This is a genomic window from Mycobacterium sp. SMC-18 (assembly GCF_045310895.1).
GTDB lineage: Bacteria > Actinomycetota > Actinomycetes > Mycobacteriales > Mycobacteriaceae > Mycobacterium.
On the sequence record NZ_JBJIAL010000021.1, the window covers coordinates 1 to 15,572 of the forward strand.

General features: G+C 68.4%; 13 protein-coding genes. 10 read left to right on the forward strand and 3 right to left on the reverse strand.

Annotation, left to right across the window (positions count from 1 at the left end):
* Nucleotides 1–244 precede the first annotated feature (244 nt).
* The gene (locus ACJH6J_RS18525; RefSeq protein ID WP_133427207.1) at nucleotides 245–1,867 is read left to right on the forward strand and encodes a GMC oxidoreductase; all 1,623 of its coding nucleotides are present in this window, start codon (nucleotides 245–247) and stop codon (nucleotides 1,865–1,867) included.
* A 34-nt stretch (nucleotides 1,868–1,901) separates the two neighbouring features.
* Here ACJH6J_RS18525 and pepN read toward each other — a convergent pair whose 3' ends face one another.
* Nucleotides 1,902–4,502, reverse strand: coding sequence for an aminopeptidase N (gene pepN / locus ACJH6J_RS18530; RefSeq protein ID WP_406804350.1), 2,601 nt, complete (start codon nucleotides 4,500–4,502; stop codon nucleotides 1,902–1,904).
* Nucleotides 4,503–4,604: 102 nt separating this feature from the next.
* On the opposite strand from pepN, the gene ACJH6J_RS18535 reads away from it, so the two are divergent.
* From ACJH6J_RS18535 to ACJH6J_RS18550, 4 genes are all read left to right on the forward strand, one after another.
* Nucleotides 4,605–5,243 (forward strand): DsbA family protein, encoded by a 639-nt coding sequence (locus tag ACJH6J_RS18535; RefSeq protein ID WP_064858057.1) that lies wholly within the window; start codon nucleotides 4,605–4,607, stop codon nucleotides 5,241–5,243.
* Between the two features lie 194 nt (nucleotides 5,244–5,437).
* The gene (locus tag ACJH6J_RS18540) at nucleotides 5,438–7,627 is read left to right on the forward strand and encodes an LpqN/LpqT family lipoprotein (RefSeq protein ID WP_406804351.1); all 2,190 of its coding nucleotides are present in this window, start codon (nucleotides 5,438–5,440) and stop codon (nucleotides 7,625–7,627) included.
* 92 nt (nucleotides 7,628–7,719) lie between these two features.
* Nucleotides 7,720–8,199, forward strand: a complete 480-nt coding sequence (locus tag ACJH6J_RS18545; protein WP_036420840.1) for a ribose-5-phosphate isomerase — start codon at nucleotides 7,720–7,722, stop codon at nucleotides 8,197–8,199.
* 17 nt (nucleotides 8,200–8,216) lie between these two features.
* On the forward strand, nucleotides 8,217–9,011 hold the full coding sequence (locus ACJH6J_RS18550) for an Fpg/Nei family DNA glycosylase (RefSeq protein WP_406784482.1): 795 nt from the start codon (nucleotides 8,217–8,219) through the stop codon (nucleotides 9,009–9,011).
* A 3-nt stretch (nucleotides 9,012–9,014) separates the two neighbouring features.
* Here the strand turns inward: ACJH6J_RS18550 and ACJH6J_RS18555 are convergent, their stop codons facing one another.
* Nucleotides 9,015–9,869 carry a DUF1542 domain-containing protein gene (locus ACJH6J_RS18555; protein WP_318985553.1) on the reverse strand — a complete coding sequence of 285 codons (855 nt, stop codon included), beginning with the start codon at nucleotides 9,867–9,869 and terminating at the stop codon, nucleotides 9,015–9,017.
* Nucleotides 9,870–9,941: 72 nt separating this feature from the next.
* Between ACJH6J_RS18555 and ACJH6J_RS18560 the strand changes: the two genes are divergently transcribed.
* From ACJH6J_RS18560 to ACJH6J_RS18580, 5 genes are all read left to right on the forward strand, one after another.
* A complete protein-coding gene (locus tag ACJH6J_RS18560) occupies nucleotides 9,942–10,790 on the forward strand; it encodes a phosphoribosyltransferase family protein (RefSeq protein WP_406784481.1) in 849 nt (282 codons plus the stop codon).
* A gap of 11 nt (nucleotides 10,791–10,801) precedes the next feature.
* Nucleotides 10,802–12,340, forward strand: a complete 1,539-nt coding sequence (locus ACJH6J_RS18565) for a nicotinate phosphoribosyltransferase (RefSeq protein ID WP_318985551.1) — start codon at nucleotides 10,802–10,804, stop codon at nucleotides 12,338–12,340.
* Nucleotides 12,333–12,971, forward strand: a complete 639-nt coding sequence (locus ACJH6J_RS18570; RefSeq protein ID WP_318985550.1) for an NUDIX domain-containing protein — start codon at nucleotides 12,333–12,335, stop codon at nucleotides 12,969–12,971. Before ACJH6J_RS18565 ends, ACJH6J_RS18570 begins: the two co-directional genes overlap by 8 nt.
* Nucleotides 12,972–13,148: 177 nt before the next feature.
* Complete coding sequence (locus tag ACJH6J_RS18575; RefSeq protein ID WP_318985549.1) at nucleotides 13,149–13,709, forward strand: hypothetical protein; 561 nt, start codon at nucleotides 13,149–13,151, stop codon at nucleotides 13,707–13,709.
* A 57-nt stretch (nucleotides 13,710–13,766) separates the two neighbouring features.
* Complete coding sequence (locus ACJH6J_RS18580) at nucleotides 13,767–14,174, forward strand: DUF2628 domain-containing protein (protein ID WP_318985548.1); 408 nt, start codon at nucleotides 13,767–13,769, stop codon at nucleotides 14,172–14,174.
* Here the strand turns inward: ACJH6J_RS18580 and ACJH6J_RS18585 are convergent.
* Nucleotides 14,171–15,382, reverse strand: a complete 1,212-nt coding sequence (locus ACJH6J_RS18585; protein ID WP_318985547.1) for an alkane 1-monooxygenase — start codon at nucleotides 15,380–15,382, stop codon at nucleotides 14,171–14,173. The genes ACJH6J_RS18580 and ACJH6J_RS18585 overlap by 4 nt on opposite strands.
* Nucleotides 15,383–15,572: the final 190 nt, after the last annotated feature.

Genomic DNA, 15,572 nt, shown 5'->3' on the forward strand with positions numbered 1-15,572 from the left:
CATTTTCGAGAGACCTCGACCTCTATCCCGGCAACGACGCGCCAACCACCTCTACACCCTCATCTGTGAAGAGCCCGGAAACTCCGCGGCATCGTGTAATTTTTGAGATGAATCCGTTATTCGGAGGCCGGCAGGCGACTGGCTTCGGGTTAGCTGGACGGTAAGGCGGAAGGACGATCTTGGCAGTGATGCACGGCCGGCATCGACACATCCGGTGCTGGGGCGCGGCCGCGGCAGGTCACCGATGAGCCCGATCAGCCGGCGCCAGTTCCTCGGCGGTGCGGCGGTGGTGGGCGTCGCGGGCGCGGCGGGTATCGGGGCGCTCGTCGAAAGATCCCGCGACCGTACCGAGGCTCGGAAGCATTTCTCGGCCATCGTGATCGGTAGCGGCTACGGCGGGGGAGTCTCCGCGCTGCGGCTGGGACAGGCCGGTGTCGAGACATTGGTCATCGAACAGGGCCGGCTCTGGGACAAACCCGACGACGACGGCAAGCGGTTCTCCAAGATGCTGCCTGCCGACACCCGCGCGGGCTGGTTCACCAAGATTCCGCCGAGTCTGGTCACCTCCTTCGGCGGCTTCACCGTCGAGCAGGTCGCAGAGCACGCGCCGTCGCCGCAGCCGGTCCAGGCCGGCATCTGCCAGAAGGTGACACACGGCGCGCACGACGTCTTCCGCGGCCTGGCCGTCGGTGGCGGCTCGATGATCAACGCGGGCATCGCGGCCATCCCGACGCAGCGTCAGGTCGCCAAGGCGTTCCCCGACATCGGCGCCGACGAGTTCCTGCGCACCTATGTCGAACGCGCCAAGTCGTCGCTGAAGATCAGTTATCGCGACATGGCCTGGTTCGAGCAGACCCCGTGCTTCCAGTACGCGCGCGCCGGCCGCAAGTACGCGGCGGCGGCCGGCTACAAGGTCGACTACAACGGCAGCTCCTACTCGTTCGACTACCTGGTGAAGGAGGCGGCGGGCCAGGTGCCGCAATCGTCGCTGGCGTTCGAGCAGCAGTTCGGCAACAACTATGGCCGGTTCGGCAGCGTCGACCAGACCTACATCGCCGACGCGCTCAAGACGGGCCACGTCACGCTGCGCCCGCTGACCGAGGTGATCTCGATCCGTCAGGAGCGGTCGGGTGAATTCGTGGTGTCCACCCGTGAGATCGACCGCTGGGGCAAAGAGCTGTCCAAGACCGAATTCGGTTGTGACCAGCTGTATCTGGCGGCGGGTGTGCTCGGTACCACCAAGCTTCTGCTGAAGGCGCGGGAGACCGGTGACCTGGCCCGGCTCAACGATCAGATCGGCAAGGGTTACGGCAACAACGGTGACCTCATGGTCGGGCACAACCTGGCCAAGAGCGATCCGGCCGGCACCACGCAATCCCTGATGGGCATGATCAACATCGACGGCCGTGACGACCCGGACAATCCGGTGTACGCCAGCATGTTCTCCATGCCGCTGCCGGTGGAGACGTATCTGCTCGGGTATTACGTCATGGTCGACACCGGTGACCGGGCCGACATCACCTACGACCGCCAGTCCGACACCGCGACGATCCAGTGGACCGACGCCTTCGCCGCCAACAACGAGGCCAGGGCGAGACTGGTGTTCGACAAGATCCTGAAGGCCAACAAGGTCGACTACCGCAACGATCTGTTCAGTGGAAAAGTGTTCGCGCCCAACACTGTTCATCCACTGGGCGGCTGCGTACGGGGCAAGGCCACCGACGCGTTCGGGCGGGTGAACGGCCACCGCAACCTGTTCGTCAACGATGCGTCGCTGATGCCGGGGCACCTCGGCTGCAACCCGTTCATGACCATCACCGCGCTCGCCGAGCGCAACATCGAAGGCATCCTGCAGGGCCGCACCTAGCCGACGGGGGTCAGGTGCGGCCGCTGCAGTCGCGTCAGCTCACGTCGAAGGCGCGGGCGCGCAGCGAACGCTCCACTCCCGCACGGCCTTCCAGCACCAGACGGCGCAGGGCCGGCGGGATCTCCGGATCGGAGAGGAACCGGTCGGCGGCGTCGAGCCCGGCCTGGCTGATGTCCCACGACGGGTACAGGCCGATGACGACGGTCTGGGCCACCTCACTCGACCGCCGCTCCCACACCCCGGAGATCGCCTCGAAGTAGCGGTCCCGGAACGGGTCCAGCAGATCGGTCTGCCCGGGCTGAACGAAGCCGCCGACGATGGCGCGGGTGGTGATGTTCGCCAGGGTGTCGTCCTCGATGACCCGTTGCCACGCAGCCTCTTTCACCGCTGCCTGCGGGCGGGCCGCGCCCGCGGCGGCGGCGCTGCGCTGGCCGGCCGCCGTCGGATCCTGCTGGGCCTCGGCGTCGATGAACGGCGTCGGCCCGCCGTCGGCGTCGATGACGCCGGCACGTGCCAGCGCCGTGACGATGCGCCAGCGCAGATCGGTGTCGATCACCAGACCGGTCATGTTCACCGCGGCGGGCTCGTTGTCCAACAGTGTCGACAGCACCGCGATGTGGTTCGGCGCCAGCACCGACGTGCACAGCGCGTTGATGAACGCCAGCTGGTGGTCCGATCCCGGCGACGAGTCCCGGGCCAGGTCGAGCAGTGCGTCACCGAAAGCGGGCCAACCGATCTCGGCTGCCCACGCCGGATCGGCGTACGAGGTCAGCGCGGTCTGCGCCTGCAGCACCAGCCGCTGCGCTACGCCCACCTCGGACTCGGCGTGCAGCCCGCTCATCACGAGGGCGACGAAGTCGCGGGCCTTCATCTCGGCCTCGCGCGTCATCTCCCACGCCGCCGACCACGCCAGCGTGCGGGGCAGCGGGTCGTCGATGTCGGCGATGCGGCTGAGCACCGTCTGCAGCGACGCGGGATCGAGCCGCATCGAGCAGTAGGTCAGGTCGTCGTCGTTGACCAGGACCAGCTTGCCGCGCGAAATCCCGACCAGCGCAGGAACATCCGTCACCGGGCCCTCGACGTCGAGTTCCTCGCGGTGTACCCGGACCAGCTTGCCGGAGCCGTCGTCGTCGTAGATGCCGACGGCCAGCCGGTGCACGCGCGTCTCGCCGGCGCCCGGTGCCGCACCGCTCTGGTCGATGGCGAATCGAGTGAAAGCACCGGCACCGTCGACGTCGAAATCGGCGCGCAGCGTGTTCAGGCCGGTGGTCTTCAGCCACTGCTGGCCCCAGTCCGAGAGATCCCGGCCCGACGACTTCTCCAGCGCGCCAAGCAGATCCGCGAACGTGGCGTTGTCATAGGCGTGATCGCGGAAGTAGTCGCGCAGGCCCGACAGGAACGGCTCCAGCCCGACGTAGGCGACCAACTGCTTGAGCACGCTGGCGCCCTTGGCGTAGGTGATGCCGTCGAAGTTCACCTCGACGGCCGCCAGGTCGGGGATGTCGGCGGCCACCGGGTGGGTGGACGGCAGCTGGTCCTGCCGGTAGGCCCAGGACTTCTCCACATTCGCGAAGGTGGTCCAGGCCTGCTTGTACTCGGTGGCCTCGGCCTGGCACAGCACCGAGGCGAAGGTCGCGAAGGACTCGTTGAGCCACAGGTCATCCCACCACTGCATGGTGACGAGGTCGCCGAACCACATGTGGGCCATCTCGTGCAGCACGGTCTCGGCGCGCCGCTCGTACGAGTAGCGCGTGACCTTGGACCGGAAGACGTAGTCCTCCAGGAACGTCACGGCGCCGGCGTTCTCCATCGCACCCGCGTTGAACTCCGGCACGAACAGCTGGTCGTACTTGCCGAACGCGTACGGCGTGCCGAAGTTCTTGTGGTAGAAGGAGAATCCCTGCTTGGTCTCGGTGAACAGCCGCTCGGCGTCCATGAACTCGGCCAGCGACGCGCGGCAGAAGATGCCCAGCGCAATGTCCCCGTGCTCGTCGGTGTAGACGTCGTCCCACCGCGCGTACGGCCCGGCGATCAACGCGGCCAGGTACGTGCTCATCTTCGGGGTGGTGGCGAAACGATGAACCGTCCCCGTGTCCGATGTCGCCGCCGGGGCGGCTCCGGTGGCCGTGCCGGCGCCGTTCGAGATCACCTGCCAGCGCGCGGGCGCGGTGACTGTCACATCGAAGGTCGCCTTGAGGTCCGGTTGGTCGAAGCAGGCGAACATCCGCTTGGCGTCGGCGGTTTCGAACTGTGAGTAGAGGTAGACCTCGCCGTCGACCGGGTCGACGAAGCGGTGCAACCCCTCACCGGTGTTGGAGTAGCGGCAGTCCGCGTCGACCACGACCACGTTCTGCTCGGCGAGCCCGGCCACCGGTACGCCCGTCGATTCGTCGTACGCGGAGACGTCGATGGGCAACCCGTTGAGGGTCGCGCCGCGGATGGTGTCGGCGGCGATGTCGATGACGGTGTTGGCGCCGGGCAGGGCGCTGAACGTCACCGTGGTCACCGACCGGAAGGTGCGCTCGCTCGGTGCACCGGCACCGTCGGTGAGGTCGAGATCGATGCGGTAGTTGTCAACGGTCACCAGCGCGGCGCGCTCGGCGGCCTGGTCGCGGGTCAGGTTCGGAAGTGCCACGTCACCAACTTAGGGGACAACTGGTTGCCGTGACCGGGAACATAGGGACGCCGGGCATAGTTGTTGGCAACGAGATCTGTACCGACTCAGTAAGGACGAGCAATGGCCGACGCCGCCGCCACCGAAGACTCAGCCGTCAAGAAGGATGTCGCGGGCTTCTGGTTCGACCCGCTGTGCCCGTGGGCCTGGATCACCTCCCGGTGGATCCTCGAGGTGGCGCAGGTGCGCGACGTCGACATCGAGTTCCACGTCATGAGCCTGGCGGTGCTGAACGAGGGCCGCGACCTGCCCGAGCAGTACCAGGAGATGATGAAGAAGGCCTGGGGCCCGGTCCGCGTCGCCATCGCGGCCGAGGAAGCCGTCGGCTCCGCGGTACTCGCGCCTCTGTACACGGCGATGGGCACCCGGATTCACAACCAGGGCAACAAGGATTTCGCCGTCGTCATCGCCGAGTCGCTCGAAGAACTCGGCCTGCCCGCCGAGCTTGCGGAAGCAGCCACCAGCGACAAGTACGACGAGGCGCTGCGCAAGAGCCATCACGCCGGCATGGACGCCGTCGGCCCCGACGTCGGCACCCCGACCATCCACGTCAACGGCGTTGCGTTCTTCGGCCCGGTGCTGTCGCGCATCCCGCGTGGCGAAGAGGCCGGCAAGCTGTGGGACGCGTCGGTGATTTTCGCGTCCTACCCCCACTTCTGGGAGCTCAAGCGCTCGCGCGACGAGGCGCCCGAATTCGACTGAGCGCAATCACCCGCTAGTCACGCTCACCGGGGTCGGCCCAGGTAATCTCGTCGGCGTTCCGCAAGGAACGTCTGGACGGCGTTACGGTGGCCAGACACATCCGAAACATGAGCCACAACGATGCAACTGGTGGGGAGCGACGTGCCGACGGACAGTTTCGTCCTTCGACGTGCGGGTTTGAGTAGGATGCGCTGATGTCGCTGGAGACGGGCGCAACCTTCGCCGGGTACACCGTGCGCCGGTTGCTGGGCTCAGGGGGAATGGGCGATGTGTACCTCGTCCAGCACCCCAGGCTGCCCCGCCTCGACGCCATGAAGGTGCTGCGGGAGACCGCCACCACCAACGATGAATTCCGTATCCGGTTCGAGCGCGAAGCCAACATCGCCGCGGGCCTGTGGCACCCGCACATCGTGGGCCTGCACGACCGCGGCGAGTTCGAGGGTCGGCTGTGGATCACCATGGACTACGTCGATGGCACCGACGCCGCACAGCTGGTCAAGTACGAGTACCCGAACGGGCTGCCGCTGGAGCTGGTCGTCGACATCGTCAAGGCCATGAGCTCGGCCCTGGACTACGCGCACCAGCGTGGGCTGCTGCACCGCGACATCAAGCCGGCCAACATCCTGCTCAGCAACATCGACACCGACGAGCGGCGAATCCTGCTGAGCGACTTCGGCATCGCCCGCCAGATCGGTGAGGTGACGGGCCTGACGTCGGCCAACCTGGCGATCGGCACCGTCAGCTACTCGGCCCCCGAGCAGCTGATGGGCGGCGAGATCGACGGCCGCGCCGACCAGTACGCGCTGGCCGCGACGGCCTACCGGTTGCTCACCGGGCAGACGCCGTACCAGGACACCAACCAGATCGCGGTGATCAGCCAGCACCTCAGCGCGCCGCCGCCGAAGGCCAGCGACCTCAAGCCGTGGCTGGAGCCGCTGAACGATGTGCTGATCAAGGCCATGGGCAAGTCGCCCGAGGACCGTTTCGACTCCTGCACCAAGTTCGCGCGGGCCTTCGAGCGGCAGGCCGAGCTGGTCACCGAGTCACCCACGCTCAACCTGCGCACCGCCGAACTGAAGCTGCCGACCGTCACCCCGGTGGTGCCCGAGGCGCCGGTCGCCGAGCCGCCGTCCGCCCCGGAGGTGACGCCGCCGCCGGTCGCTCCGCCGCCGGTGGTGTCGGCCGAACCCGTGCCCGAGCCGGAACCGGCGCCTGGCCCCGAGCCGGAACCCGAACCGGTCGCGCCAGAGCCCGTCGCGCCGCCGCCGGCTCCGGAACCGCCCGTGCCGCCCGTGCCACCGGTGTCGCCACCGTCGGTCGACCCGGTCTCGGAGCCGACGCCGCCGCCGGTGCCGCAGCGCGGCCCTGTCGGGCCGCCACCTGAGCCGAAACCGTTTCGGCCGGAACCGGATTCGTCACCGTCGGCGCCGCCGTACCGGCAGCCGATGCCGCCGTCGCCCCCGCCCCTGCCGCCGCAGCGACCTACCCGGCCGACCCACGAGACGGTGTCGCCGACAGTGGTGCTGCCGGTCATCCCCGCCGACCCGGCAGCACACGGCGCTCCGGGAGTGGGCCGTCCCAGCGCGCCGCCGCCGCCGTCGTACTCGCAACTAGCAGCCGACATCGGCAAGACGCCGCCGGGCCGTGGCCAGTCGTCGGGCGGCAAGACCAAGATCTGGGTGATCGGGGGCGCCATCGCCGCCGTCATCGTGGTGCTGCTCGGTGTGGTCCTCGTGAATTCCGGTGACGACTCGAGCGGGTCCTCGGACGCCTCGGGCACCAGCACCCAGAGTTCCGGCGCGGACACGCCGTCGTCGTCGCACAAGCCGGCGCCGCCGGTGCTGGTCGGGACGCCCGGTAATTACCAGACCATCGCGACCTACCTGAAGAGCAACAACATTCCGGAAGTGCTGGTGCACCGCAACGAGCCCGGCGCACCGGTGGTCACGATGCCGATGCCGCCCGGCTGGGCCGACGCCGGACCGCAGACGCCGGCTTTCGCGTACCAGTCCATCGTTTACAACGGCCCGAGTGCCGGCAACTACCGGCCCAGCGCCACGGCGTTGATCTCCCGGCTCGGCCCGAACGCCGATGCGCAGAAGATTCTCGACTTCGCACCGGGTGAGCTGAACAACCTGCCGGGGTTCACTGCCACCGATACCGGCACGCCCGGGACTGTGGACGGTCACAAGTCGTTCCAGATCGCCGGTTCCTGGAACTCGAACGGGGTGACCAAGCTCATCACCCAGAACACCGTCGTCATCCAGGACGGGACCGGGCTGTACGTCATGCAGATCAACATCGACGGCGTCGCTGATCAGGCCGAGATCATCAAGCAGATCACCGAGGCCATCGACCGCGACACCAAGATCGCCGCGGGCTGAGCCGGCGAGTGTGTGGGGCCGGCTGAGCCGGCGAGTGGGCCGGCCGAGCCACTGATTCTGTCCCGGGCCGCTGTTCTGCCAGAATGTGCGCCATGCGCGTATATCTCGGAGCCGACCACGCCGGATACGAACTCAAGCAGGCCCTGCTCGACCATCTGACCGCGGCCGGCCACCAGGCCGTCGACTGCGGTGCCTTCGCCTACGACGCGGAGGACGACTACCCGGCATTCTGCATCGACGCCGCCAAGCGCACCGTCGAGGACCCGGGCAGCCTGGGCATCGTCATCGGCGGCTCGGGCAACGGCGAGCAGATCGCGGCCAACAAGGTGCCGGGCGTGCGCTGTGCGCTGGCGTGGAGTGTCGAGACCGCGCAGCTGGCTCGCGAGCACAACAACGCGCAGGTGATGGGCATCGGTGGCCGCATGCACAGCACCGAAGAGGCCTTCGCCATCGTCGATGCCTTCCTGGCCGCCGAGTGGTCGCAGGCCGAGCGGCACCAGCGCCGCATCGACATCCTGGCCGAGTACGAGAAGACGCACGTGGCCCCCGAGGTTCCGGGCGCTCCCGCCTGATTCCCGAGGCCTGACTCGTGCCGGAGGGGCATACCCTCCACCGGCTGGCCCGCCTGCACCAGCAGCGTTTCGGGCGGGCGCCGGTGGTCGTCAGCAGTCCGCAGGGCCGGTTCGCCGATGCCGCGGCCGCCGTCAGCGGCCGGGTGCTGCGTAAGGCGGACGCCTGGGGCAAGCATCTGTTCCACCACTACGACGGTGGTGCGGTGGTGCACGTCCACCTCGGGCTGTACGGCACGTTCACCGAGCAGCCACTGCCGATGACGGCGCCCGTCGGGCAGGTGCGCATGCGTATGGTCGGGGCCGAATTCGGGACCGACCTGCGCGGCCCGACGGTGTGTGAGCTGATCGACGAGGGCGGCGTCGACGATGTCGTGGCCCGGCTCGGTGCCGATCCGCTGCGTCGCGACGCCGACCCGGGATTGGCCTGGGCGCGAATCAGCAAGTCCCGCAGGTCAATCGGATCGATGCTGATGGACCAGACGGTGATCGCCGGTGTCGGCAACGTCTACCGCAGCGAGGTGCTGTACCGGCACCGGATCGACCCGCACCGTCCGGGCACCCAGTTGACCGAGGCCGAATTCGCCGAGCTGTGGACCGATCTGGTCGCGCTCATGAAGGTCGGGGTGCGGCGCGGCAAGATCGTCGTCGTGCGCCCGGAAGACGACCACGGCGCGCCGTCCTATGCCGCCGACCGGCCGCGCACGTACGTCTACCGACGGGCGGGGGAGGCGTGCCGCGTGTGCGGCGCCACCGTCCGCACCGAGGTCATGGAGGGGCGAAACCTGTTCTGGTGCCCCAACTGTCAGGTGTGACGGCTAGTCGCCGCCACCGCCGCAGCCGCCACCGCAACCACCGCCACAGCTGCTGCCGCCGCCACCGCAGCTGCTACCCGAGTCGCTGCTCCCGGAGTCCCAGCTACCGCTGCCGGCATCCCAGCCGCCGTTGTTGTCGTTCCAGCTGACGTCCTGGCCCTGGCCGGAGTCCGCGAACTGGCTCTGATCGAGGCCCTGCTGGTAGCCCTGGTCGAATCCCGAGCCGTATCCGGACTCGAAACCCGATGCGCCGTAACTGACTCCGTGCATGCCGTCGAACAGTGCGTCGAACAACAGCACCGAACCCACACCCCACGCCCCGGCGACCAGCGCCGGCTTCCACCACGGCTCGGAGTACCAGCCCTCGGGAACCGGGCGCCCGGCGACCCGGCCGCCGGGGTAGTAATTCGGTGTGGCGGCCGTCGGGCCCGGTGAGGCCTGAATCTGCCTGCCGTCGAACTGGATTCGGCGGTCCTCGGTGACCGAACCCGCGCCGCGCTGGCCGGCCAGCTCCTGCAGCGGGGGACCGGGGTCGATGCCCATGGCGGTCCGGGCGGCCCGTACGTAGTACAGCCCTTCCATCGCGCTCTGTTTCGCAAAGGCCGCCTGCTGGGCGGTGGTGGCCTGTTCGATCTGCGACGCGGCGGCGTTGTAGCGCTCGGACGCGTCGGCCAGGGCCTGGCGTGAGGCGTCATCGGTGCCGGTCAGGTTGAACACCTGGCCGCCGAGCATCTCGATGACGCGCCGGGCGTCGGCTTTCGCGTTGGCCAGCGCGGCAGCCTTGTTGGCCTTGTTCTGCCTGCTGAACAGGAAGAACCCAATGGCCGCGATGACGATCAGGATGAGCACGAACTCCATGGAGGCAGCTTACCGATGACCACCGTCACATAGATATGGACATCTATGTCCATATCTATTACGGTCGTCGTCATGAACCTGACATTCCACGTCTTCGACACCGAACGCGGTGTGCTGGCGACCGCACCCGGAATCGTCACCAGCTATCCCGGTGGCGACACCGCGGTCCGTGAACTGGAACCGCTCGGCCCGGGCCTGCGCCCCGTCGCCTGGAACCATTGCGGTGCAATCGATTACGCCGCGGTCGGGCAGTGGTCGGCCTTCCACCGCAACCGGTCGGCCGATGCTCCGGTGCTCGTGGCGCCGTACCTGCCGTCGGCCCGCGGTGATCACGACCCGACCGACGACGCCCGCGTCGCCGCCCGGCTCACCGCCGCGACAGGCGTGGCGCACATCGTGACGGTGGACCCGCACTCACCGGTCTGGGCCGACGAGGCCCGGCGCGGGGGAGCGGCCGTCACCGTCATCGAGGCCGTGGACCTGGTGGGCTGCGCCGCGCACCACCCGGGTTGGGCGGGCGTCGTCGCACCCGACAAGGGGGCCCGCGACCGCGCCGGCCGGGTGGCGTCCCGATTGGGCGTGCCGCTGTATGTCGCTGGGAAGCAACGCAATCCGGCCGACGGCAAGTTGTCGGGGTTCGTCGCTCCCGAAGGTCTGCCGGACCGCGGCCGACTGCTGGTGATCGACGACATCTGCGACGGCGGCGGCACCTTCGCCGGGCTGGCCGATGCCATCCGGACAAGCCGGCCCGAGCTGGCCCTGCATCTGTGGGTCAGTCACGGCTGCTTCACCGGCCGCTGGCGCGAGAACCTCGCCGGCTACGCCTCCGTCACCAGCACCGACTCCCGCGCCACGCCCGACGGTGTGCAAGTCCAGCCGCTGGAACCGTTCATCGTCCGCGCACTGACCACCTTGACCTGAGGACTTTCCCAATGACCATCGAAGCAACCACCACGTACCGGCCGGAAACCATTGCGGCCCTGGACGTCCTGATGGACACCGACGCCTACAAGCTGGACCACCGGCGCCAGTACCCGGCCGGCACCGAGTACGTCTACTCCAACCTGACGGCCCGCGGCAGCCGCATCCCCGGCGTGAGCTGGACGGCGTTCTTCGGCCTGCAGGCGTACCTGCGCGACCTGAATCAGCGGTGGAACGCATTCTTCGCCGCCGACATCGACGAGGTGTGCCGAGCCTACGTGGAGCGGGTCACCCAGGTGTTGGGGCCCAACGACGTTGGCGCCGAACACATCCGGCAGCTGCACGCGTACGGCAGACTGCCGCTGCGGGTGCGCGCGCTGCCGGAGGGCACCATCGTCCCGGTCGGTGTCCCGTACCTGACCGTCGAGAACACCGCGCCCGAATTCTTCTGGCTGACCAACTACATCGAGACCGAGATGTCGGCCGCGCTGTGGCAGCCCATCACGTCGGCGACCACCGCGTGGCGCAACCGGACACTGCTGGACGCCCGCGCGCGCGACACCGGCGCCGACCCGGCCGCCGTCGACTGGCAGGGGCACGACTTCTCCTTCCGGGGCATGGCCGGCAGCGCGGCCGCCGCCGCCTCGGGTGCCGCGCACCTGTTGGCGTTCACCGGCACCGACTGCCTGCCCGCACTGGGCTGGATCGACCGGAACTACCCGGGCTCGCCCGAGGGCACCGTGATCGGCGGCAGCGTGCCGGCCACCGAGCACAGCGTCATGTGCGCGGGCGCCCGGGACGACGAAGTCGCCACGTTCGCGCGGCTGCTGGACCTGTATCCGACCGGCATCGTGTCGATCGTCAGCGACACCTGGGACCTGTGGCACGTCTGCACCGGAATCCTGCCCACGCTGAAAGACACGATCATCGCGCGCGACGGCAAGGTGGTGATCCGCCCGGACAGCGGTGACCCCGAACGCATCCTGTGCGGCGACCCGCAGGCCCCGGCCGGCAGCCCTGCCAACAAGGGCGTGGTGAACCTGCTGTGGGAGGTGTTCGGCGGCACCGTCAACGCGGCCGGCTACCGGGAACTGGATCCGCACATCGGCGTCATCTACGGCGACTCGATCACCCACGACCGGGCCGACGCCATCACCGCCAACCTGGCGGCCCAGGGCTACGTGTCCACCACGCCGGTACTCGGATTCGGTTCGTACACATACCAATACGTCACGCGGGACACGTTCTCCATCGCGATGAAGGCCACCTGGGTGCAGATCGACGGTCGCGGCCGGGACATCGCCAAGGCGCCGGTCACCGACCCGGGCAAGCGCAGCGCACGGGGCCGGTTGGCCGTGATCCGCGACGAGCGGGGGCGCCTGACGTTGGTGCAGGGCGCGGCCGGTCTCGTCGAGACGACGGACGCCATGCGGACGGTGTTCGAGGACGGCGTCGTCGTCAACCCGGTGACCTTCGCGGAGGTGCGCGCTACCGTGCGACGTGAGTGGGCGGCATACGCCGCCGGCGAGGAGGACGCCCGTCATGGCTGAGTCGCCGGCCACCTGGCTGAGCGTCGACGTTTTCGCGGTGAGCCCCGGCGACGAGCCGGGGCTCATCCTCGCGCGTCGGCAGCGTCAACCTCATCAGGGTGACTGGGCGCTGCCCGGTGTGGTGCTCGATGCGGCCAACGGCGAGACGGTCGCGGCGGCGGCGCACCGCGCGCTGCGGGACCGGGCCGGCGCCGAGCCGATCGAGGGACCGCCGACGGTGGCCCTCGTCGTGTCCGACCCGCAGCGCGACGAGCGTGGCCACACCGTGTCACTGGTGAACGTGATGCGCGCGCAACCCGGCGGCGACGACGTTCTCGTGGTGCGCACCGGCGAACCCGTGCCGCCGCTGCCCTTCGGGCACAACGCGATGATCAGGGACACCGCGGCGACGGTGTCGCAGCGACTGTTGTCGGACCCCGCGACCGTCGCGGCGATGTTCGGCGCCGGCTGCACGGCCGGTGAGGTCTGCGAGCTGACCGAGCTGCTGTTCCACCTGTCCGGCGGCACGGGAGCCGAGCCGATTCCGTTGGCGGCGATGCGGCGCCGGCTGGAACGGGCGCCGCTGTTCACCCCGGACGGCAGCCGGCCCGCGCACACCCGGCCGGTGACGGTGTACCGGGTCGCCGGATAAACGTCTACTGCGTAAACGCTGGCAAATTGCTGGGGCATATGGGTCGGCGCGGTGCGAGGCGCGCACGTTACGTTCCTGTGAACACGCCACCGACCTGGGAAAATGGCTTCACTATGAGTCGCGACCTGCTGATTTACGGGATACGCTCCCGGCACCCTGCTGGGAGGAGATCGACTTATGGCAGACGCAGAGACCGAACCGGTGGCAAACGCTCACACCGCATCGGCACCGACGGGCTGGTTCACCACCGACACCGGCAAGGTGCTGATAATCGGGGGCGGTGCTGTCCTCATCTTGTTGATCCTGTTGGGGATCGGATCGCTCGCCGGATTCAAGATCCCCCCGCCAGCGCCTGAGCCCCCGGCCACCCCCACCAGCTCGACCACGTCGGCTCCCGCCGCCACATCGTCGGCCTCGACGACCACCACACCGGCCCCGGCACCTGCGCCTGCACCGGCCCCCACGCCGACGACGACCGCGCCCACGACCCCCGCGCCCGCGCCACCGACCCGTCCCTCGACGGCGACGACCCAGGCCCCGACGACCTACACGCCGCCCGCCCGCCAGTACACGCCGCCGGCCAGCGCACCGGCCCCGGCGCCTCCGCCCGCCCCGTCACCGTCGGCGACCGCGACCGCGACGGCGAGCTCGGAAGCCCCCGCCCCGGCCAATCCGCCGCAGTTCAACGTCATTCGCACGACCAACGGCGTGGCGCGGCCGATTCCGGGTAGCAGCTAGGCGCGCGGGGAGACCCGAGCGCACAAACAAAACTGCACGGCCGTTAATGTTGGTGAAGTGTCACAGCAACTTCCCAGCGTCACGGTGTCCCCGTCGTGGCAGAAGCGGTTCGACTTCTTCAACGCCTACGGTCTGCCGAACTCGACGCCGGAGTCCAAGGCCGCCTACAAGGCCCTGACGTTCCTGGAGCGGGTGAAGCTAACCTCGAACATCCTGGCTTTCCTGTTCGGCCCCATCTACTTCTTCGTCAAGGGCATGTGGCGCAAGGGGCTGACGCTGCTCGGGATCTTCGTCGCGGTGGAGGTGGTGCTCGTCGTCCTCAACGTGTCGGATTCCCTCGCCCGTGCCATCGGATTCGGTCTTGCCGCCATCGGTATGTCGACCGCGAACTACGCGTACTACCTGCACGTGGTGCGGGGGAGCCAGTCGTGGAACCTGTTCGAGGGGCACGGCCGGCAGCGCTAGCTGCCGTCGAGCGCCAACCGCTGCAGCTGCCGCGGGCTCAGTGCGGTGCGCCGGACATCGCCGTCGTAGAGGGCAAGGACGCGCGGATCCATCACGCGGCGCCACAACGCCGGAACGAGGCTGAGGACCAGCATCGCGGTGTAGTTGCTCGGCAGCTGCGGCGCATCCTCGGCGTGCCGGATCACCTGGTAGCGATGTGACGGGTCGATGTGGTGGTCGGAGTGCCGCTGCAGATGCAGCAGGAACACGTTCATGATCACGGTGTTGCTGTTCCAGCTGTGCGACGGGCGCAGCCGCTCGTAGCGACCCGACGGCAGTTTCTGTCGGCGCAGTCCGTAGTGCGACAGGTAGTTCATGGCCTCGAGCAGGAAGATGCCGATGAGCGCCTGGCCGAACAGCCACGGCAGCACCACGGGCCGGAACCACAGGGCCAGCCCGGCGAACAGGATGAGGCTCAACAACCATGCGTTGAGCACGTCGTTGCGTAGGCTCCAGCGTGAATGGCCTTGGCGGCCAAGACGTTTGGCCTCGATTCGCCACGCCGAGCGGGTGCTGCCGACGACCGAGCGCACGACGAAGAAGTACACGTTCTCGCCGAAGCGGGCACTGGCCGGGTCCTCCGGCGTCGCGACGCGGACGTGGTGTCCGCGGTTGTGTTCGACGTAGAACTGGCCGTACCAACTCTGGGCGAGCGCCAGCTTGCTCAGCCACCGTTCGGCGCGGTCGCGCCGGTGGCCCAGTTCGTGGGCCGCGTTGTTGGCGATGCCGCCGGACAGGCCGACCGCCACCATCAGCCCCAGCTTGTCGCTGAACGTCAACGTGACCCACCCGCCGCCGGCCCACACCCAGCAGCCGAAAGCCAGAGCGAGGTACTGCGTGGGCAGGAACATGTGGGTGGCGAACCGGTAGAACTTGTCCTGCTGCAGCTCGGCCAGGATGCGGTCGGGCGCACGATCGCCCTTCTCCCGCCCCAGCAGATGATCGGCGGTGGGCCCCGCCACCAGGATCACGAAGAGCGCGGTCCACCAGAAGAAGTGCAGCCGCGTGGTCCACACCAGGAGCCAGGACAGCGTCACCGCGCCGGGGGCGGACGGAACCAGTAGCCACAGGTATCTCTTCGGGTCCCGCCACGTGCCCTCAGCAACCTCTGAACCCACGTCGACGGGCCGCCGGTTCCGGCGGTACGAAGAGATGATCGACGCGGTCATCGGGCATTTATACCGCCGCCGCTGTCGAGTCTCGACTCGGATGGCAAAACTATTTGCCAGTGTGTCCTGAATTTCCTCCATAAAAAGTCTTTGAGCTGCAGCTTTTAGGGGAAAATCAGGTGCCGGTCGATATTGCGGCAATTTGCATCGAATTGGCAGGAAACTCCCAGAATTCGGCGGAATCGCCGCA

Excerpts from the sequence above, each read along its gene's own strand:
- ACJH6J_RS18570 (WP_318985550.1), top strand. The coding sequence starts at position 12,333 with ATGGCTGAGTCGCCGGCCACCTGGCTGAGCGTCGACGTTTTCGCGGTG.
- ACJH6J_RS18525 (WP_133427207.1), top strand. The coding sequence starts at position 245 with ATGAGCCCGATCAGCCGGCGCCAGTTCCTCGGCGGTGCGGCGGTGGTG.
- ACJH6J_RS18540 (WP_406804351.1), top strand. The coding sequence starts at position 5,438 with ATGTCGCTGGAGACGGGCGCAACCTTCGCCGGGTACACCGTGCGCCGG.
- ACJH6J_RS18535 (WP_064858057.1), top strand. The coding sequence starts at position 4,605 with ATGGCCGACGCCGCCGCCACCGAAGACTCAGCCGTCAAGAAGGATGTC.
- ACJH6J_RS18545 (WP_036420840.1), top strand. The coding sequence starts at position 7,720 with ATGCGCGTATATCTCGGAGCCGACCACGCCGGATACGAACTCAAGCAG.
- ACJH6J_RS18575 (WP_318985549.1), top strand. The coding sequence starts at position 13,149 with ATGGCAGACGCAGAGACCGAACCGGTGGCAAACGCTCACACCGCATCG.
- ACJH6J_RS18555 (WP_318985553.1), bottom strand. The coding sequence starts at position 9,869 with ATGGAGTTCGTGCTCATCCTGATCGTCATCGCGGCCATTGGGTTCTTC.
- ACJH6J_RS18585 (WP_318985547.1), bottom strand. The coding sequence starts at position 15,382 with ATGACCGCGTCGATCATCTCTTCGTACCGCCGGAACCGGCGGCCCGTC.
- ACJH6J_RS18565 (WP_318985551.1), top strand. The coding sequence starts at position 10,802 with ATGACCATCGAAGCAACCACCACGTACCGGCCGGAAACCATTGCGGCC.
- ACJH6J_RS18560 (WP_406784481.1), top strand. The coding sequence starts at position 9,942 with ATGAACCTGACATTCCACGTCTTCGACACCGAACGCGGTGTGCTGGCG.